This window comes from Nocardiopsis aegyptia (genome assembly GCF_013410755.1).
Taxonomy (GTDB): Bacteria; Actinomycetota; Actinomycetes; order Streptosporangiales; family Streptosporangiaceae; genus Nocardiopsis; species Nocardiopsis aegyptia.
The window spans coordinates 973,869-994,031 of sequence record NZ_JACCFS010000001.1 but is presented as its reverse complement, the minus strand read 5'-3'; the positions used below and the strand labels follow the sequence as shown (position 1 = coordinate 994,031).

General features: G+C 68.9%; 12 protein-coding genes. 7 read left to right on the top strand and 5 right to left on the bottom strand.

Annotated features, from left to right (window positions below):
• Nucleotides 1-18 precede the first annotated feature (18 nt).
• Nucleotides 19-1,098: an SEC-C domain-containing protein gene (locus HNR10_RS04550; RefSeq protein WP_179821077.1), complete on the top strand. Its 1,080-nt coding sequence runs from the start codon at nt 19-21 to the stop codon at nt 1,096-1,098.
• Between the two features lie 67 nt (nt 1,099-1,165).
• Here HNR10_RS04550 and HNR10_RS04545 read toward each other — a convergent pair whose 3' ends face one another.
• Complete coding sequence (locus HNR10_RS04545; RefSeq protein ID WP_179821076.1) at nt 1,166-2,797, bottom strand: SWIM zinc finger family protein; 1,632 nt, start codon at nt 2,795-2,797, stop codon at nt 1,166-1,168.
• A 111-nt stretch (nt 2,798-2,908) separates the two neighbouring features.
• Between HNR10_RS04545 and HNR10_RS04540 the strand changes: the two genes are divergently transcribed.
• From HNR10_RS04540 to HNR10_RS31955, 6 genes are all read left to right on the top strand, one after another.
• Nucleotides 2,909-3,520, top strand: coding sequence for a hypothetical protein (locus HNR10_RS04540; RefSeq protein ID WP_179821074.1), 612 nt, complete (start codon nt 2,909-2,911; stop codon nt 3,518-3,520).
• Nucleotides 3,521-3,734: 214 nt separating this feature from the next.
• Nucleotides 3,735-4,217 carry a hypothetical protein gene (locus HNR10_RS04535; RefSeq protein ID WP_179821072.1) on the top strand — a complete coding sequence of 161 codons (483 nt, stop codon included), beginning with the start codon at nt 3,735-3,737 and terminating at the stop codon, nt 4,215-4,217.
• A 226-nt stretch (nt 4,218-4,443) separates the two neighbouring features.
• Nucleotides 4,444-8,712 (top strand): BREX system serine/threonine kinase PglW, encoded by a 4,269-nt coding sequence (pglW, locus tag HNR10_RS04530; RefSeq protein WP_179821070.1) that lies wholly within the window; start codon nt 4,444-4,446, stop codon nt 8,710-8,712.
• A 197-nt stretch (nt 8,713-8,909) separates the two neighbouring features.
• A complete protein-coding gene (locus tag HNR10_RS04525; protein WP_312889112.1) occupies nt 8,910-11,102 on the top strand; it encodes an ATP-dependent nuclease in 2,193 nt (730 codons plus the stop codon).
• Complete coding sequence (locus HNR10_RS04520; RefSeq protein ID WP_179821066.1) at nt 11,099-13,036, top strand: UvrD-helicase domain-containing protein; 1,938 nt, start codon at nt 11,099-11,101, stop codon at nt 13,034-13,036. The genes HNR10_RS04525 and HNR10_RS04520 overlap by 4 nt, the downstream gene beginning before the upstream one ends.
• Nucleotides 13,033-14,454, top strand: coding sequence for a Wadjet anti-phage system protein JetD domain-containing protein (locus tag HNR10_RS31955; RefSeq protein WP_179821065.1), 1,422 nt, complete (start codon nt 13,033-13,035; stop codon nt 14,452-14,454). Before HNR10_RS04520 ends, HNR10_RS31955 begins: the two co-directional genes overlap by 4 nt.
• Here HNR10_RS31955 and HNR10_RS04510 read toward each other — a convergent pair.
• From HNR10_RS04510 to HNR10_RS04495, 4 genes are read right to left on the bottom strand one after another with little or no spacing between them, the layout of a single operon-like run.
• Nucleotides 14,425-17,514, bottom strand: coding sequence for an SMC family protein (locus HNR10_RS04510; protein ID WP_179821063.1), 3,090 nt, complete (start codon nt 17,512-17,514; stop codon nt 14,425-14,427). The genes HNR10_RS31955 and HNR10_RS04510 overlap by 30 nt on opposite strands.
• A complete protein-coding gene (locus HNR10_RS04505) occupies nt 17,511-18,203 on the bottom strand; it encodes a hypothetical protein (protein WP_179821061.1) in 693 nt (230 codons plus the stop codon). Before HNR10_RS04505 ends, HNR10_RS04510 begins: the two co-directional genes overlap by 4 nt.
• A complete protein-coding gene (locus HNR10_RS04500) occupies nt 18,200-18,754 on the bottom strand; it encodes a hypothetical protein (protein ID WP_179821059.1) in 555 nt (184 codons plus the stop codon). The genes HNR10_RS04505 and HNR10_RS04500 overlap by 4 nt, the downstream gene beginning before the upstream one ends.
• Nucleotides 18,751-20,034: a hypothetical protein gene (locus HNR10_RS04495; RefSeq protein ID WP_179821057.1), complete on the bottom strand. Its 1,284-nt coding sequence runs from the start codon at nt 20,032-20,034 to the stop codon at nt 18,751-18,753. Before HNR10_RS04495 ends, HNR10_RS04500 begins: the two co-directional genes overlap by 4 nt.
• Nucleotides 20,035-20,163: the final 129 nt, after the last annotated feature.

Sequence of the window (20,163 nt, the reverse complement as noted above, 5' to 3'; positions counted from 1 at the left end):
CGGACGTAGCGTTGGACCATGGCGAGTGTGCACCCTTCAGAAGCGACCCCGGCCGCTGGGAGCTCGGCCCCTCAGAACCCGGCCGGCCTCCATCCCCGCCTCTGGGAGACCGTCCAGGAGCTGAACCTTCCCGAGGAGATCCTGGACGACCTCTCCGAGCACCCGGACGTGGCCGGTGACATCCTGCTCGACACCGTCGAGCACCTGGAGCACATCGAGCGCCCCGACGTGGCCCGGCGTCTGCTGGAGTCGCTGCGCGCCCACCCTCCGACCAAGGAGGCCGGTCAGTACGCCTCGTACACCTTGGTCCTGCGGTTGCGCGAGGACGGTGAGACGAACGAGGCCGAGACCATGATCGAGGAGTTCCTGCGCCCGGGACACCTCGACCCCGGTCCGGCCCTCCTGGTCGCTGAGGACTTCGAGGAGTCCGGCAGGCTCGACGAGGCGCTGCACTGCTACAACATCGCCTCCCGTGACGACCTCGCCCGTCCCGCGGCCGGCCTCGTCGGCGCCGGCCACTTCGTGCTGATGCCGCTGCTGGGCCGCGCCCGGGTCCGGCAACGGCTCGGGATGGCCGAGGACGAGCACGATCGCGCCGCCCTGTCGGCGGCGAAGGACCTGCCCGCGGCCGAGGACGTTGTCGACTTCGAGGAGGACTGGGACGAGTTCTCCCACCTCGACGGCGGGCTTCCCGGCTGGGACGACGAGATCGCCGCCCCGCCCGCCGAGGTGCGCGGCCTCAGGGTCGTCTACTCCCGCGGCTCCCTCGCCCGGGCTCGCGCACTCGGCCTGATCGATCCCGAGGCGGCGGACGACGACCACTACCGGGAGGCCGAACGCGAACTGCGCGAGGCGGTTCGACAGCGCCCCGGCACCCTCTTCGCCGTGGTGACGGCCGACGCTGAGGAGGTTGCGTCCTACGCCGTAGAACAGGCCCTCGACCCTGCCGACGAACTGACCCCCGGTGAGTGGGCCGAAGCCACACTCCCCGACGACTCACCTCGACTGCTGCCCTGGCCGCCCGAGCGCAACAAGCCGTGCTGGTGCGGTTCGACCCGCAAGTACAAGAAGTGCTGCGGCTCCCCGTCCCTGCGCTGAGACGGGCCGATGCCCGAGGAACCGATCCCGGCCGCCGGGGGTGCATCGCGAGCGCACCCTGTGCGAGTCAGCCGCCCAGGCCCACACGGTCCAGTTCGGCCAGGAACCGCCGCTTGCGCCGGTGCTCGGTCCGCAGTCCCTTCGTGAACGACTCCGCTTCGTCCATCCGGCCCAGACGCTCGTACAGTTCGCGCACTCTCCTGGCCAGCTCCGCCGCCTCCGGGTACAGCGACGTGTTCGACAGCCTGACCTTCGCCTCCAACCGTGGTATGTACACCCCGATCGCGTCCTCCGGGTGGGAGGTCTCGCGCAGAGCGGCCACCCGCAGCCACTGGCGGTCGTCGCAGCCGTGCTCGGCGGCGGCCTCCCAGGCCTCCTCGGCGTTCGCCTCGTCCACCAGCACCTCCACCAGAGTGCACGGGAAGCCCGGGGACCGCCGCCGGGCCGCGGCCCGGCGCAGCACCGCCAGTGCCTGCGCGCGTACCGCGGGCCATCCCGGTGCGGGGGTCTCCTCGCGCAGCGCCCGGTAGGTGCGCGCCTCGGGGGAGCGTTCGAAGGCCTCCCAGCGCAGTGCCTGGACCTCCTCCTCCCGTCCCGCTTCCCGGTGGGCCCGAACCGCGTACTCGACGAGCCGGTCGTCCTGGCGGCCCCCGGATTCGCGTAGGCCCCGCCCGGCCCACTCCAGTGCCTCCTCCGCCCGACCCGCCGCGTCCAGGACCTGCACGATTCCCGCGTAGTGCACGTTCTCCGCGGACGAGTACACGCGCACCAGCAGGTCGGTGTCCTTCACCACCCGCGCGAACTCCGACCGCAGGAAGTGCTCGGTCCAGCCGCTACCTGCGTCACCGGGGCCGCCCTCGAACAGCTCCTCGCGGTACCGCTCCATTCCTTCCTCGCCGAGCACGTCCGCGTAGGACTCCAACAGTGGTTCCGGCATCCCCGAACCCTCGCGCTGCAGCCGCAGCAACCACCCCGCCAGTTCCGCCGGATCCGGCTCCGCCACCGCGCAGGCCCTGACGTGCACGTCCATGATCCTCGCCGCGGCACCGCCCACATGCCCCGCCGAGTCGTCCACCAGCCCCGCGTGCTCGTCCAGGACACCGATCGCGTGCCGGGCCAACGCCTCGGCCTCGACACCGGAGCCCTCCCCGAGGAGCGCCTCCAACTCGTCGGCCACCCCGTGGACCGCCTGCGCGTACTCCCGTGCCCGCCCGTACTCCACGAAGTCGTCGATCCGCAGCGCCTCGTCGACCAGCGCCCGCGCCGAGGCGGGGGCGGAGCCCTCCTCGGAGATCCCCGCCCGTACCTCCAGCCGCAGCCGCAACCCGGGCAGGGAGTCGGCGGCCTCCAGCACCAGCCCCACGAGCTCGTCGGCCCCGAGCGTGGTCAGGTAGGTCCGAAGGTCCGGGGCCGGGGGCACCTCGACACCGCGCTCGGTGTCGAACAGGTACACCAAGCCCAGCGCCACGCAGTGCTTGCAGAAGTTGCCCTCCTCCGCCCACGGGCAGTCGCAGTCCCACTCCAGCTCGCGCCGCCCGGGGGTGAGCTCGACCCGGTAGGTGTACGTGCCGGAGACGGTCCCGCGCACGGTGTCCCCGTCGAGGGTCACTCCGTCGACCCGGGAGACGTAGTCGACGCCCCGGTGGTAGGACGTCGCACCGGCCACTTCGAGGAGGTCTTCACGTGTAAAGGAGGGCATGCGTCCATTGAACCGTCGCACGGCAAGGGTCGCGAACGCTTCGGGCCTCTTTTGTCACCAGCGATCACTACGTTCGGCACTGAGGCTGAAGCGCTGAGTCATGGAGGTCGTGTGTCCTACAAGCCCGCCGTCGTCGCCCTGCGCCGAGACCGGTCCAAGAGCCTCGAGAACCAGTTGGACAGGGTCATGCGGCCCTTCCTGTACCACCCGGATACCGAGTCGGACGGCATACATGAGCGCCACAGCAGGTGCGATGGCTGGATGGTCGGCGGCCACTGGTCCGGTCGCTACCTGAGCACCGCGCACGGCAGCGCCGACCTGGTCAACCCTCGCCGTTTCCCACAGGACAGCCCTCTGGCGGAGTACGCGGCCTGTGACGGCGGCCCCAAACACCTGCTCGCTTTGGAGCGCATGCGCGCGGTGGCGGAGGAGACGGCCTGGCGACACTGGCCCGCCTTCATCGCTGAGCGACGCCGAGACCATCCACTCTTCGGGCCTGTCAACGACGAGCCCGTCAGCAGTATCCGCTCCGCCTTCGACGAGTTCGTGGCGCGGGACCGCGACAGGGCGGTCACCGGCACCTCACTGGTCACCCTGGAAGGGCAGTGGCTCGACGGAAGGGGCGCGATGGAGGAGTCCGACGCCTACTACCGCAGGGCGGGCGCGTACATCGACGCGCTCGACGAAGGCGTGTGGCTGGTGTGCCTCTCGGTCCACTTCTGAGCCCGGCCCGAGCGCGGGGTTTCCGGGGACCCGGCACCCGCACATCCCGCGAAATCTCCGTGGTCACCAGGAGTCGGCGGCACCTCGGTCGAATCGCGCTGTGTCATCGCGATATGGCAGTCTTTGGCCCATGAGTTCCCCTCAATCACATCGCCCCGCCCCCGCCACTGGCGCCCCGGGTCGCACTCCACGACCCTGGACCCGTATCGGAGCATTGACCATCGTCGCGTCGCTGGCGGCCGGTGCGCTGATGGCCGTGTGGGGTATGACGGCGCCCTTCCGCGTGCCCGACTTCGTCACGCAGACCGAAGGCGGCGGATCCATGACCTTCGAGGTCGCCGAGGACGAGCAGGAGGAGTGGGAACTCTGGAGCACCGACTACAACTCCTTCACCTGCCGGCACTACGGCCCCTCCGAGGAGCGCGTCGACAACGTCATCACGGGAATCGTGTACGAGACCGATGAGCTCTGGATGTTCTCGCGTCCGCTGGACACGTCCGAGCCCGGGACCCACACCGTTGCCTGTGGGGAGCCGGCCGACATGCTCTACGGTGTGGCGCGCGCCGGAACCATGGACGCCACGTACAACCGGCGCATCGTCGGGGTGATCGGCGGAGCCGCGCTCGGGCTGGTCGGCCTCGTCGCCGGAGTGGTCATGGTGGTCGTCGGCCGAAGAACCTCCCGTCCCGCGGAGTGAACGTCGACCGCTCACCTCTTCCGTCACCGTGGTCGCCTTCGCCGTCAACCTCCTGGGATGATTCCGAGCGCCCCATCAGTCACCCCACCCGAACGGCTTCGGAGCCCCCTACCCACGGGCACCACGTGGAGCGCGTCCGCGGATATTCGGCCCATCGCGACCGTCGCACAGCACCCCTATGCTGAGTGGGCGGTCAGCTGGCGCGGAACTGGAGAGGGAGCGGTGGATGTCGAACCGGTGGTGGGGCAGGCCCTCGGAGTTCCCGTGGGAGCAGGCCGCCCTCGAACACATCCGGGAGAAGTTCCCCACGGCCGGCAACTACCGCGCCTGGACCGGGTTCACCTTCACCGCCCGCAACCAGCGCATCCGTGAGTGCGACCTGTTCGCCGTCACCCCCACCGGCGCCTACCTCGTGGAGATCAAGAGCCACCCCGGGCGGGCCGTCAACCGGGGCAGCGAATGGACCTTCGTCGACCGGGACGGGCACCGCCGCACCTTCAGCAACCCCCTGCACCTGACCGACCTCAAGGCCAAGGAGCTCAGGAACCGCCTGGAGTGGGCGGTCAAGAAGCTCGGGCTGCGCAATGTGCGGGTCCCCTTCATCGAGGCCGGGGTCTTCCTCTCCGCCCCGGACCTGCGCTGCGAGTTCGACGAGGTCCAGCAGGCCAACGTCTACGGCCGCAACGGCCTGACAGACCAGACCGGTCTGCCGGGGGTGTCGGACGGCCTGCTCGACGTCCCCCACAGCAGGGTCGACCCGGGTTTCCTGCGCCATGTCACCCGCCTCATGGAGACCATCGGCATCATGCCCATGGACCGGGCGCTGAACCTGGGCGAGTACACCCTGGAGAAGCGGTCCTTCGACAGCGGACCCACCTGGACCGACTACAAGGCCGAGCACCAGCGGTTGGGCGGCACCAGCCGGGTGCGGCTGTACCACTACGGCGAGAACGCCACCGAGGACGAACGCCGCTCCGTGGAGCGCGCCGCCAAGCGCGAGTACATGTCCCTGGAGGGCATCTCCCACGAGGGCATCGTCAAGGCCGAGTACTTCGGGCTCATCGAGGAGGGCGGTACCGATGTCGGACCGGCGATCGCCTTCCGCCACCGGCCGTCCTGGCAGCGCCTCGACCACTTCATGGCCGAGCACGGCGAGGACCTCGACGTCGACACCCGGATGGTGATGGTCCGCCAGCTCGGGGAGGCGGTCAACCACGCCCACCGCAACCGCCTCTACCACCGCGCCCTGGCCGCTCGCAGCGTGTGGGTGGAGATGGACGGCCACTACCCGCGCCTGTACATCGCCGACTGGCAGGTGGCCTCCCGGGAGAGCCTGCGCCTACGGGGCGGCGCCACCAGCAGCGGCGGGGCCACCCTGCACCTTGAAGCCGCCCTGGGCGGCCGCGCCCTGGCCGCGCACGTGGAGAAGGCCGCCGCCCCCTACCTGGCTCCCGAGTTCCCCGACTTCGCGGGCCGTGCCGCGGCCCAGGACCTCTTCGGCCTGGGCGCGCTCACCTACCTCGTCTTCACCGGCCGGCCGCCGGCCGCCGACCGGGCCGAGCTCAGCCGCAAGATCCAGGAGCACGACTGCCTCACCCCGGCCGAGGCCAGCGACGACATCATCCCCCAGCTCGACACGCTGGTCCGGGAGTGCACCCAGCGCTCTCCGAGCGACCGGATGGCGACCGTGCAGGCCTTCCTGCGCATGCTCGACGAGGTCGAGGAGCGCCTGACCCTGCCCGAGGTCACCACCGACCCGCTGGAGGCCCGGCGCGGCGACGAGATCACCCAGGGATGGCGGGTCCAGGAGGTCCTGGGCAAGGGGGCCACCGCGCGGGCCGTGCTCATGTACAACCCGGCCACCGACCGCGAGGTGGTCTTCAAGGTCGCGCTCGGCTCCGACTCCGCGGTCCGCGCCGTGCGCAGCGAGGCCGGCGTCCTGCACCAGGTCGGCTCCCACCCCCGCATCGTGGCGGTGTCCTCGGTCGAGAAGGGCGCGGACCCGGGCCTGCGGGAGATCGGTGACCGTACCGTGCTGGTGCTGGAGCGCGCGGGCGGCAGCACCCTGGCCGACTACCTGTCCCGCCAGGGCGTGCTGACCAGCGGTGAACTGCGCACCTTCGGGCTGCACCTGTTCGAGGCGGTCGAGCACCTGGAGGAGCGGGAGGTCTTCCACCGCGACATCAAACCCGCCAACCTGGGCGTGCGCGAGACGCGCAAGCGCGCCCGGGCGCTGGTGCTCTTCGACTTCTCCCTGTCCCGGGCCCCGCTGGACAACACCTCCGCCGGGACCCGCGGCTACCTCGACCCCTTCCTCTCCGAGGACCGGGCCTACGACGAGTTCGCCGAACGCTACGCCCTCGCCGCCACCCTGCACGAGATGGCCACCGGGGAGCTGCCGGTCTGGGACGAGGACGGCATCGACCCCGAGTTCCTCGCCGAGGACGTGCAGACGCCCCGTCTGACGGAGGAGGCCTTCCCCAAGGAGAGCCGCGCCGCGCTGGCGTCCTTCTTCCGCCGTGCCCTGCACCGTCGGACCGATGAGCGCTTCGCCTCCCTGGAGGACATGCGCGCCGCCTGGGAGGCCGCCTTCCTCGCCGGTGCCGCCGCCGAGCCGCCCGAGGACGACGAGGAGACCCGCCGCCGCAACCGGGAGAGCGCCACGGTGGAGACCCCGATCCACCTGTCCGGCCTCAGCCCGCTCGCCGTGGACATCGTCCAGCGGGTCCTGCGGTGCGAGACCGTGGGGGAGCTGCTGCGCAGGCCCGTCCGCGACATCACCCACATGCGCGGCACCACCCGGGTGATCCGCAACGAGCTGCGCCAGGCCACCGCCTCCTGGCGCAAGCGTTTGGACGTGGCCGAGTACGCCGTCCCGTCCAAGGCCAGACTGCCCAGCGGCGCCGACGACGAGGCCAAGCGCAACGCCCTGCTCGACCAGGTGATCCGCCAGCTCCTGCCCAAGACCACCGACGCCAACCGGTGGTGGGTCAGGGTCGTGCGCGAACTGGTCGGCCTGCCCGAGGACCGCCAGGGCCGACTGGACTGGTGGCCCACCTACCGGGAGGTCGCCCGGCGGCTGGAGATCACCCCGGGACGGGTGGAGGAGAGCCTGGCCGAGGCCGCCTCCCACTGGGGCAAGAACGCCTCCCTGCTCAGCTCCGTGCGCGACGACGTGGTCGACGTGCTCTCGCGCCACCACCGGGTCCGCGAGGTCCGCCAGATCGCCTCCGAACTGCTCTCCATGCGCGGCTCCACCCTGGACACCGAGGAGCGCCTGGTCTACGCCCTGGCCGCGGTGCGCGCCGTGGTGGAGTACGAGGAGCGGTTGACCGAACAGCGCTTCGTCGTGCGCCGCTACCCGCGCAGGGTGATCGCGGCCCAGGTCGTCGACAACGACCCGCTCGCCCCGGTCGAGGGAGACCTGTTCGACTACGCCGAACTGCTCGGCCGGCGCGCCGACGAACTCGTCGCCGTCGGCGACTCCGACGCCCTGCCCGGACCCGTGGCGGTGCGGGACGCCCTGCGCGCGGTGGAGACCCCCGAGGGATTGGAGCCCTTCTCCGACCCCGCCCTCGTGCAGACCGCCGCGGCCGCCTCCGAGCGCGCGGAGGCGACCCCGCGGCTGGAGCTCTACCCGGCCGACCTGGACCTGGAGCGGGCCCTGCGCATCACCCAGGCCATCGGCTACCTCGGCAAGCCGGGAATCACCCCCGAGCAGATCCGCGACCGGGTCCGGTCGCGCTTCCCCGCGCTCGCCGAGCCCACCCGCGCACAGCTCCACGCACTGCTGAGGCAGCGCCACCCCAAGCTCCAGGAGGAGCGGGTCGGCGAGACCGTCTGCTGGTATCTGGAGCCGGAGTTCACCACCTACCAGCCCTCCACCCACACCGGCCACCACCACGAGCCCGGCCGGGCCGACGAGGCTTCGGTCCAGGCGTGGGCCCGCCTGGAGCGTGCGGTGCGCCAGGGCGGGTTCCGGGCGCTCAGGACCTGGCTGCCCGACACCGAGCGGTCCGCCACGATCCTCGGCGGCATGCGGGGCGTGGTGCCCTTCGACGTGTCCACCGAGTTCGTCCACGTGATCGACGAGGTGATGGAGGGGATGGGCAGCGCCCTGAACTGGGACATCCTCGCCGAGGCCGACAACAGCCGCCCCGAACCCTTCAACCGGATGCTCGACGAGGTGTTCCACAGGCTGGGGGAGAGGGTTCGCGGGGCGAGCGCGCAGGCGCCCACGGGCGAGGGCGCGGTGTTCCTGTACCGGGCGACCCCGCTGGCCCGGTACGAGTCGGGCCGCGCCCTGCTGGGCGCCCTGGTCCAGGAGGCCCGCGAGGCCGATCGGGCCCCGTACGGCCTGTGGCTGCTGTGCCCCATGCGCGGTCCGCAGCGCGCCGCCACCCTGGACGGGGAGCCGGTCGGCATCATCTCCGACAGCGAGCAGGTGCTGTTGCCGCGCGGCTTCACCGCCCCGGAGGCCGCCCCCGCAGGGTGAAGGCCGTCAACGGTCGATCGATTCATCCGAAGCGCAGCCGACCGGCAGACGCGCCGGTCGGCTTTCGGTTGACCGAAGTGACTGTAAATTTCTCTCTGCAGGTACAGGGGTCGATAACCGAATTGGGCGGAGTCTTCGGATAAGGGAACGTTACTGAAGGGTACGCGCTAAGCTCACCATCATCGGTCGTTCGACTGGTGACCCTGCGCTCCTGTGTGCGTGCGTGGTCGTATCTCGGATATCGTGAAAGTCCGTTCTTCTCTGGGGCGAGTGTGCGCATCTCCTCTGTTCGTGTGCAGAATTTCCGAAGGTTGCGTTCGGTCAAGGTCGACCTTGACAAAGACGCGACGGTCTTCGTGGGGGCGAACAACAGCGGAAAGACATCGATGACTCATGTCTTCCGCTTCTTCTTCGGGCGCAGAAAGAGCGATCTCACCTTCTACGATTTCAACTCGGGTTGCTGGGACAGTTTCCAGGGGGTGAAAAACCTCGATGAAGAGGCCGTGGCCACTCTGCCCAAAATCCGGCTCGACCTCCTGCTGGAGGTGGAGAAGGAGGAGTGGTACCGGGTCGTCGAGCTGATGAGCCTGCACGACCTCGGGCAGGACATCGGCCGTGTGGCGCTGCGACTCGAATTCGCCCCGCGTGAGGATCTCGCTGCCAGATTCACCGAAAGCCGGAAGAAGGCCGTAGAGGCGCGAAACTCGCTCCCCCCGAGTGAGCGAGACGTCTTCGAGCCGTGGCCGGAGGACCTGCGCGAGTATATGGACCGGGAGATGGGTTCCGCGTACAGGTTCCGCTACCACGTGATCGATCCGGCCTCCTTCGAGCGGGAAGGAGCCGAGTGCGACGACAGTGACAGCGTCGGTCGGGTGTGCGACTCGCCTGCTGCCGCCCACGAGTTCATCGACAGCCTCATCCATGTGGACATGGTCGACGCCCAGCGCTTTCTGTCCGACGACCTGAACTCCAAGGGGCGCGACCTGTCCCGGCACGTGCGGAGGTTTCTCAGCTACTCGGCGTCGGACGACGTCGACCACGCCGCACACCAGGCCGTCAAAGCGTCGGAAGTACAGGTGGGAAGCTACCTCGCGGACAAGTTCGAGGACATCTTCGACCGCCTGCACAAGGTCGCCGGCCCAGGGGTACGCAATCCGCGCCTGAGCGTGCGGAGCCGGCAGTCCGGTGAGAGTCTGCTCGCTGAGAGCGCGTGGGTCTACTACCAGTTCACCTCCGGTATGGAGGACCCGTCCCATCAGCTTCCCGAGCGCTACAACGGCCTGGGGTACAAGAACTTCCTCTTCATGCTCATCGAGATCCACGAGATGCACCGCAGGTGGGCCTCCAACCGCGGTAAGCGGCCCCTGGTCCATCTGGTGGTGATCGAGGAGCCCGAAGCGCACATGCACCCCCAGCTCCAACAGGCCTTCCTCAGGACGGTGCGCGAGTTCGTCGATGTGGACGAGGACGACGGTTTCCACACCCAGCTCATGGTGACGACCCACTCGCCCCACATCATCTACGACTCCAAGTTCGACCCGATCAGGTACTTTCGCCGTACTTCCTCCCTCGGCGTGCCGGAGTGCGAGGTCAAGGACCTGTCCAGGCTGCGGTCCGACGACACGCACTTTCTCCGCAGGTTCCTCAAGATCACCAACTGCCACCTGTTCTTCGCCGACGCGGTGGTCATCGTGGAGGGCGACGCCGAACGGATCCTCCTGCCACTGATGGTCGACAACCATCCGAGGAAGCTGAACCACCTCGCCAGCGCGCATATCTCACTGCTGGAGGTGGGTGGATCCCATGCCCACCGTTTCGAGCCACTCGTGGCGTTTCTCGGACTCCCCACACTGGTGATCACCGATCTCGACAGCGTGGTCCAGCCGCCGGAGGGAGGCCAGAAGAAGACCTGCCCGACGGCGACCGAAGACGCGGTGACCGCGAACCAGACCCTCATCCAGTGGCTGCCGAAGAAGCGGACCATCACGGAACTCCTGGCTTTGCCCGAGCGTCAGAAGACGGTCGAACACGGGGAGGGACCGGTGCTTTCCCACGTGCGGGTCGCCTACCAGACCGAGCAGGAGTTCACCTGGGAAGGCGAGAAGCACAGTGTGGCCGGCCGGACTTTCGAGGAGGCCCTCATCCTGGAGAACCTCCCCTGGATCCAGAAGTACGGCCAGGAGATCGGATTCACGCCGACGACAGGGTCCTCTCCCGAGGATCTCGTGCGGCAGGTGCACACATTCGTCAAGAAGCCGCCGGAGGGGAAGACCAACCTCGCCCTGTATTTCTTTGACCTCTGTGCGCAGGCCGAGTGGACGACACCTCGATACATCCAGGACGGGCTCACGTGGCTGAACGATGAACTCGACAAGGAGGTGGAACTGTGAAGACGGGCGGCGGGCACGGTTCCACCGAGGCGGACGAGCAGATCACCTCGATCATCGACGACCCCGTCAAAAGGGCGTTCGTGGTGATCGCCGGGGCAGGTTCGGGCAAGACCGCCTCGCTGGTGAAGGCCCTTCGTCGTATCGGTCGCGAGCAAGGCACGGCTCTGCGTGGCCGACGGCGACGAGTCGCCTGTATCACCTACACCAATGCCGCCGTTGAGGAGATCACGGCCAGGGTCGACGCCGATCCGCTCTTCCACGTGTCCACCATCCACAGCTTCCTGTGGGGAGTCGTGAGCCCGTTCCAGGGGATGATCCGCGCGTGGGTGCGTGAGGACATCGACCGCGTCATCGAGCAGAGGAGTCCCGAGGCCGCAGCGAAGTACGTCGAGGCCCGGGAACGACTGGACGGCCATGCTCCGCGCTTCAGCTACCAGCCGACGCGGGATTACCGGAAGGGGTTCCTCGGCCACAACGAAATCCTCCGCATGGTTCCCGAGATGATCATCGGGTATCCGCGACTCGCCGCCATCGTCGCCCAGTCCTTCCCCTATGTACTTGTGGACGAGAGCCAGGACACCGATCCCCGGGTGGTCGAAGCCCTGAAGTACGTCGAGTACCAGGAACGAGGAAGATTCTGCGTCGGGTTCTTCGGCGATCCGATGCAACGGATCTATCTTCAGGGGAGCGGCCTGGTCACCGGCGACGAAACCTGGACGGTGATCCGCAAACGCCAGAACTGGCGCTGCCCGCCGCCGGTCCTCCGCGTCATCAACCACATCCGTGGGCAGTCACCTCAGGACGGGGACCTGCAGCAGGTGTTGGGAGAGGAAGAGGGACACAGCCCTCGCCCTGGATACGCGGACCTGTTCGTGCTGCCGTCCGCCCAGGAGGACGACTCCCTGGTGGATCAGGTGCGCGACCACCTGGCTGTCCGCGAAGGGGATGCGCTGTGGAGTCAGGGGACGGATGGACAACACCTCAAGATCCTGGTCCTGGAGCACCGCCTGGCCGCGCTGAGGCTGGGCTTCGAGGACCTGGACAGCGCGTTCCGAAAGGCCAAGGGCAGGACCGGGGAGCAGCTCAGGGACGAGTACATCAAGGGGACCCACTGGAGCCTCAAACCCGTTCTCGACCGGCTCATCCCCCTCGTCGAGGCGGTCGAGGACCGCAAAGGGGTCGCTGCTCTGGCGATGCTCCGCTCCTTCTCACCGCGTCTGCACACCTTCATGGACGGTGACGCTCCGGCGCAGACCCTCACCGAGGTGAAAGAGGCCACGGACACGTTGACCGGACTCCTCGCGTCGGACAGCCAGGAACCCGTGGTCGCCCTGCTGCGGTACGCCCTGCGGGAGGGGATCATTCCGCTCGACCCCCGATTGAAGTCTCACCTGAGCAGACACGACGACTTCGACTTCCTCGAAGGGATTCGGACCGAGGGCCCGGAACCGGACGACGAGCCGGCGGGGCCTACCGAGGAGACCCGGCGCGATCGACTCGCCATGCTGGCCGAGGCCATGGGGTTCTTCCTGGCCTGCCCGGCCGGTCAACTCCGTGCCTACCACGACTACCTCAGGGGCCGGTCGCCCTACGGCACACAGCACGGGGTCAAGGGCGCCGAGTTCGAGCGGGTGCTGGTGCTGCTGGAGGACCACCGCAGCAAGTGGAACAAGTACTCCTACGAAAAGCTCCTCGGGCTGAGGGAACCAAGCGACGCGGACCGCAGGAACATCGGCCAGGAAAAGGAGGACACCGCGGAGCGTACACGCAAGCTCTTCTACGTCGCCTGTTCCCGTGCCACCCGCTCCCTGGCCGTGGTGATGTTCACCAAGGATCCGGACACCGCGATCCGGCGGCTCCGAGAGTCTGACGACTGTCCCTTCCCCGCCGAGAACATCCACGGGATGGAGGACCTGCTCGTGAGGTCGATGTGACGGACACGGATGATTCCGCCGACACCGTGCCCACGCCGGACCTGGAGCAAGAGGAACTCCCTCTCGAAGGGCTGGCCCACGGGATCCGCGCGGTCGTACGCTACCCACCCGGGCGACGGCGGGTCGACCGTTCGGGCAGGCTCAAGTACCCCCATGTGCTCCTCACCGCGGTGGACCCACCGAACGGGACCGATCCTCCTGCGGGCTTCCCCCACGAAGAACTCGCCTGGCTGCTGAAACACCGCCGCCGATCCTGGAAGAGCGTCACCGAGCGCTGGGGCGAGCACGCGGCGGACAGGGCAGACACCCTGGTCCGCTGCGGCGTCGTCGAGGCCAAGGCCGAGGCGGACCGGGAGTTCATGATCGTCGGGGTGAAGACCAGCCTCCACCTCACCTCTGCCTGGGCGGCCTCGGCCGGTAAGCGCCGTCTGGAGCTGCTGAGACGCACCGACCCGGCACAGACCCGGTCCGAGCTGCTTCGGCTCATGGAGGGGGTGTCGCAACTCCAGCACGAGCGTGAACTCCTGGCGGCACACGGGCGGGCAACCGTTCCACCCGGATCCGCCACCCGCGCCGGAGCGTGGGAGACCTACGAGTTCGTCCTGAGAGTGGCGCACTGGTGGTGGACCGACCCCCACCGCCGGCCGCGGCCGATCCCCGACGAGACGCTGTCCATTTCCCACGGGCATCGGAAGGGGACCCACGAGGTGTGGACGTCAGCCCGCGTCCACGCCTTCGAGAACCTCATGAAGCGCGCTATTTCCGACCTGCTCGACTTCCCCGACCACGAGATCCGGGTACGGGGACCACTGCGGTGGTTCAACGGCGAGACCGCCATCGATGCCTCACGGACACCGCCGTGGAGCGGTCTGCCCTCCCGAGGTGTGCACATGGTGGGCCGACTCGAACGGGCCGACGCCGATGGTGTGTTCGTCATCGAGAACGTCGGGACCTTCTACCGGGTATGTCAGGATCCCGAGATTACGAGGACATGGATCTGCGTCTGGGGGGCGGGCTACGCCCGTACCGGACTCGTGGAACTGCTCCAAAGACTCTCCCCGCTGCCGATCGCGGTCTGGGGAGATCTGGACGCGCACGGCATCGAGATCATCACCAACCTGAGGGAGCGTGTCGGGCGCGCCGTGTACCCGGTGGCGATGACCGCCGAGGCGTGGCGGGCGGGCCCGCACCGATCGCGTTCGCAGGAGCGCCGCAGGGCCGACGCGGGCAAGGCCCGGATCCTCGCGGCCAAGGCGCCCGAGGAGCTCCGACATGTCGCCGAACTCATCGCCACCGAGCCGGACCTGGCCGGGCTCGGGCTCGAACAGCAGGTCCAGCACGGCGACGTCTTCCCTGTTCTGTCGGAGCTCCTCGCAGGCGTCCTGGCGTCAGCCCGACACGGGACGTCCGGCGCGTAGCCAGGCGGCCACACGCTCGACGTGTCCTCCACTCGGATCAGAACCCCAGGTCCGGGTAGGCCGGTTGTACACCTCGCTGTCCGAGGCGTGGTTGAACCAGACGACCTGGCCGCAGTGGCGCACCGCGTCGTGGATGACGCTGTCCTGACAGGTGCCGAGGATCGTCACGCCGCGCCGCACTGCGACGTCCTGGAGCGATCGCAGGACGTGCTTGCGGTTCTCGTCACCCAGACTGTTGCCGAGTTCGTCCAGGATCAGCACTCGACCGGAAGAGCCGCTGTCGTGGAGGAGCGCAGCCAACACCAGGTGGATGGCGAACACCTTCACTTGGGCCCCGTTGGCGACTTCCTGATAGGACACGTAGGTGCCCTGGGGGGAACGCAGCCATTTCGGGGTGGCGTTGACCTTCCAGACCGAACCGGTGACCGAGGGGTCCTGGATGTCCACGTCGAGCCGGGCCCCGTAGCCGCCGTCCCGATCCCGGTCGAGCCGGTCGAACTCGGTGCTGATGCTGTCCAGAGCCATCTCCACGGATTCGACGATCATGGCCCGCATCTGCTCCAGACGTCCCTGCTGCTCGTCGACCTCCTTTCGGGAGGTGACGAGCCTGGCCTCACGTTCCCTCTGGTCGCGGATGATGCTGTCCTTGGTGAGGTCGTCGCGTTCGCGGCACTCTTCGAGGAATTCGAACAAGGGGCGGATCGCTTCGGTGAACGCGAGCAGGGCCGATCCGTGGTCGGGAACGACCTGGTTCTTCTCCTTGGGCACCTGGAAGAGCTCAACCAGGGGCTGGGACGCCGTATGCCTGTCCCCGCGGATCTCGGCGAGCGCGGTCACGATCTGGTGGTCCGCGCGGGTCCACCAGTGATCCGACGTCCGGGGCTCACCACGGGGGCACGTCCGGTCGACGTAGTCTTCGGCGGTGCCGAGCCCGTCGGGCCAGGCGCTCTCCCAGGCCCGGAGTCCGACATGATGGAGAGCGGCATCGGCCTTGTGGCGCTCGGAGCGCAGACGGCGTATCTCCTGGTCCTGGAACCGAAGATCCTTGTCGAGCGATGCGGTGGTCAGCTCGTGGGCGTGTAGGTCCGCCTGTGCTTGTGTGTGGCGCAGGTCGGTCCGCGTCCACTCGCGACGCATCCTCTGGACCTGGGCAGCGGCCTCCGACAGCCGCCCCTCGGCTTCCCTCCGTTCGGCCTGGCATCGGCCCAGCACCTCCGCGGCTTCGGCGGCGCGCACGCGCTCTCCGTGTCGGCGTAGGGCGTGTGAGGCCACTGACCGCGCCTCACGCGAGTCCTGCTCCCGCTGCTCGGCGGCCTCGAAGATGGCCAGCGCCGTGGCCACGCGGGATTCCCTGCCGGTCAGCGGCTCGCTGAATCCGCCGATCACCCACTCGTCGAGACCGCCGTCCCGGGACCGGTCCGGATCGGTCTCATGGCCGTAGCGCGATCGGACAGCAGTGAGGAAGGGCCGAAAGCACTCGGGCGCGCTGAGCCCTCCGAAGAGGGGGGCCGGGGTGGTGGATACCGGGCCGGGAAGGCTTACCACCGACACCCCCGGGAGGTCGCGGAGCATGTCGATCGCGCTCTCGGCGTCCGCCTCGTGCACCGCGACCGAGTCCCGGAACCGCCACAGGTGCGCCTCCCACTCGGGTCGGGACCATTCCTCGAGGACAACCGAATCCAGGACTCCTCGTGCGGTAACACCGTGCTCGCCCAGATACCGGATCGCCTCACCCGTGCGTCCGTCGTGTCCGGCACGGACGAGTTCCAGGACCCGACTGGCGTCGGTGAGGACCGCACACGCCTCGTGGTGTCGCACAAGTGCGGTGTTGTGGTGTTCCTCGGCTCGCGCGACGTCCGTGCGGCACTGCTGCAGGGAAGCTCCGTCGTGGTGACGGGTGGCATCGAGCAGGTCGCGTCGCCGCTTGGTGAGCTGCTCAAGCTCCTGGCGCAGCCGGCCGACATCCTGGTCGAGGATGGTGAGCTTCTCCCGAAGTGCTTCCCGTTCTCTGGCCGCCCCGTCCGCACGTGCCGCGAGCGACGTGTCCCCCTGCAGTTCCTGGAGTCGGCGGCGGGTTCGGTCGGCTTGGCGCTCCGCTTCCCGCAGAGCGTCCTGCGCTTCCTTGAGCCGTCTCTCGGCCCGGCGGTGTTCCTTGCGCTTCTCCACCAGCCCGCACGCCAGGTGGAGTTTCCACGCGCCTTCCGCGTCGAGCAGGATGCTGCGGGCCTCCTCACGGCGGCGGACGGCCTCCAGATGTGCCTCCTCCTCGATGCGCAGCCTCCGATCGTCGGTCTCGGCCTGCCGGAGCTGTTCCGCGGCGGTCTCGTACTCGCTGCGCCGGTCGACCTCACGCGTGAGCAGGCCCGACTGGCCCGTTAGCGCGAGCAGCGCGTCGCCGATGGCGTCGGGGGCCATGGCGGTCATCTGCTGGGAGAGGAGCGAGGGCACCAGCGGTCGGACGGAGGTGTCGAGGTAGGCCAGGCAGCGGGGCGCCATCCCGTAGAGCACGGTTCCCATGCGGTTGGCGCCGCTGCCCTGCTTGGCGGGAATGCCGTTCCACAGTTCGTCCGCCTGGTCGGCCCGTTCCTGGTCGGTGTGGGCCCGCGCGACATGGACGCCGTGGGTCCACCGCATCTGGACGTAGGGCGGTTGGTCGGCGACCCGCACCCATACGGTCATCGGGTCGCTGCCGCCGGGCGCGTCGAACACCCCGACGACGTAGCCGCGGCCGAACCCCGAGCGTGTCGCGCCGGTTCCCGCGGCCTCAGGGTTGAACAGGAGTCCGCGTGCGTGCCGTCCGTCCCGGTCCAGTTTCCATTGGGGGTCGGCGAGCAGGAGCGAGACCGCGCTGAGGAAGGTGGTCTTGCCGGAACCGTTGGAGTCCCCCTTGGGGCCCTCGCCGGAGACGGCGATGAAGGACGACGGGACCAGCGGGACCGGGTGGGTGGTGAGGCGGCCGATGTCGAAGGTCTGCACCGCGGTCAGCCGACGGTGGCCGACCCGTCCCGTCCGGTTGTCACCGTCCGTCGGCGGGGCCGTGTGCGATGGCGTTGACGTCATGGCGTGGTGTCCTCGTGCGTGGAAGGGGGTGGATCGGCTGCCGTGGCACCACTGGTTGCAGAGAGTCCCTGATCCAGGCGCCGACGGATGTGGGTGGCCATGAGCCCGTCGGGTTCGCAGACCAGGTTGAGGTGGTCCCACAGCCGGTCGGAGGCCGCTTGGGTGAGCCGGGCGAACTGGTGGCCGGGAACGATGCCGCCACGTCCCTGACCGACGTAGCGGATCAGCCTTCGTTCGTACAGCCGGGGCAGGACGCCGTCCACGATCCTGTTCAGGCACTGGGACTCCTTGAGTTCCCGACGCGTGGTGGGGACGGCGTCGAGCCAGGTCTTTCCCACGTCCCTGTTGAGAGAGCGGGGCATGGCGACGCAGCGCAGCAGGATCACGGCGAGCACGGCGCGCTCCTCCTTGTCGAGGCAGACCGGTCCCTCACGGACCAGTGCGTCGGTGACCGGGTCGGCGTAGCCGGAGGTGTACCCGCGCCCCTCGTGCCGGATTAGAACACGCCCCTGCGCGTGCAGGCACGCCTCGATATGGGCCCGGAGACCGGCGTCGGACAGCGCCGCGAAGTCCACTTCCGGGACCGGCAGGTCGTAGGTCTCCACGGCCGCGAGCGCGTCCAGCACCCGTGTCCGCTGATCGGGGGCGAGATCCTCCAGATGCAGGGGAGGGTGTTCGTCCCCGCTCACAGGGCGGGCTCTTCGAGTAAGGGCAGTCCCGGCAGGCGGTCGAACACCCCGCGCAGCAGGTCGACCTCAGCGCGGTTCCATGTGCGTACCCGTGGCCCCAGGTGGATGTGGGTGCCGTCATACTCCACCCACTGAGCCCGGTCGAGCCGTTCCAGGGCCGATCTGTAGCGGGACACGTCCTGCTGGCTGTCCCGCTCCCTGGCCCAGCCGACGGCGATCAGTACATCCTCCCTGGCCCGGGGCACCCCCGGCCAGGGATGGCTGACCCGGTCGGGCCAGCAGCAGCCGAGGCACGCGGCGAAGACCTCCAGGTCGATCCGGGAAGCCCTTCGGCGCTCGACGCCCGGACCCTCTTCCAGTGACGGTTCATGCCCTTCCTGCCAGCCCAGGATGTGGGCGGGCAGGCCTGCGACCGTGGTGTCGAGCACCACGCGTCCGGCGGCCCGCGCGCTGCGGTGGACGGTTTCGGGGTCGGTGCCATCGATGCGCAGATCAGCGCCTCGGGCCCGCATCCTGGCCAGGGCCAGGGCACCCGGATCGACGTCTGTCATGCTTCCTCCGATGTATCGGGCGGGGCCGTGTGGGAGCCGTCGGTTCCGGGACCGAACACGTCGCCGGCTTCCTTGGGGTTTCGGATCAACCGCACAGGCGAGAGGTAGGTCACCTCCGAGCCTGGCTCGACGAGGAGTACGTCGGCCGTTTCGAGTAGGAACGGCTGGTCCGGCCCGCAGGCCTTGAACAGGTCTGCCAGGAGCAGGATCAGTCCCGGCCAACCGAGTCGGCGCATGAGCGCGGTGAGGTCACCGTTTCCCTGTTCGTGAAGTGCGAGCTCCGCCTGGTCGCGACTGACGCGTCGATCCGCCTTCCGCCGACGTTCGATCCCGGCGAGGGGGTCGTCGGCGGGGGGAGGGGCCTCCGGACGTGGCGGCGGCCCTGTCTCGGGTCGCCGCGGGGCAAGGCTCTCCACAGCGTCGGCGACCGCCATCGCGGTTACCCCGGGCTCGGGCGGATCCACGAGGATGTCGTCGAACACCGCGGACAGGTCCTCGATGGAGGCGGTGAGGGAGGCGTCCCGGTACTGGTCGTAGCGCAGGATCCCGAGGTCGCGGGCGTGCACACCATTCGCATGCAGGTGGTGGATGAGTTCGGAACAGGCCTCGACGTAGCGTTCGGCGGCCATGACCAGGTCGAGTGCCATCCGGTCGAGGTGGCGGAAGCGTTCGGCGACCAGGCCGTGCACCACTTGGGCCCGTTCCAGGGCGTCCTCGCGGCTGCTGCGCCGCCGTTCCTCGATGAGTTCCCTGAGCGGACGGGACCGGATCATGTGGCGCAGGTAGTCGGTGAACACGTTGAGGAACCGTTGGGACTGCCGGAGGGCGTCTCGGATCTCGTGTTCGCTCGCGCGGCCGTGCTCCAGGTCCGCCCGGGTCCGGTCCAGGAGGCCGAGCAGCTCTGAGATCCCACCGTGGTCACGCAGACGCTCCACCGCGATCAGGACGGCCATGCTGTTGGGATCGAGGAAATATCGGCCGTGGTGGGGCTTGTCGGTCGTCGGCTTGAGCATCTCGAGCGAGGTGAAGGTGCCGAATCGCTGCTCGAAGGCCTGCTCGTCGCACACCTCATCACAGGCTTCCCGGAGGTCCCCTTTGGAGAGTCCGTCTTCAGCCAGCGCGGTGGCGTAGGCGTCGAAGACCTTCTCGGCTACTGCCAGGTGTCGCAGGTCCCCGATGGGCGCGTCGCTGTTCTTGGCCAACGGGGCGATGAGCGCGCCGATCTGGCGCAGGAAGCCCGCATTGGACGATGGGTCGTCGGAGGAGGGAGGGGAAGGCATGCGTCGTTGACCGCCTTGGCCGCGAGGGGACAGGGGTGGTGGGGAAGGAGGGGAAGGCCAGTTAAACAGTCGGGGACGGTCGATGTAGGGGTTTTCCCGACATCCGTTCGCCCGGAGCGGTACCCCGGG

Bases quoted from the DNA above. Each gene is read 5' to 3' on its own strand.
- HNR10_RS04550 (WP_179821077.1), top strand. From the start codon at position 19: ATGGCGAGTGTGCACCCTTCAGAAGCGACCCCGGCCGCTGGGAGCTCG.
- HNR10_RS04545 (WP_179821076.1), bottom strand. From the start codon at position 2,797: ATGCCCTCCTTTACACGTGAAGACCTCCTCGAAGTGGCCGGTGCGACG.
- pglW (WP_179821070.1), top strand. From the start codon at position 4,444: ATGTCGAACCGGTGGTGGGGCAGGCCCTCGGAGTTCCCGTGGGAGCAG.
- HNR10_RS04510 (WP_179821063.1), bottom strand. From the start codon at position 17,514: ATGACGTCAACGCCATCGCACACGGCCCCGCCGACGGACGGTGACAAC.
- HNR10_RS04500 (WP_179821059.1), bottom strand. From the start codon at position 18,754: ATGACAGACGTCGATCCGGGTGCCCTGGCCCTGGCCAGGATGCGGGCC.
- HNR10_RS04495 (WP_179821057.1), bottom strand. From the start codon at position 20,034: ATGCCTTCCCCTCCCTCCTCCGACGACCCATCGTCCAATGCGGGCTTC.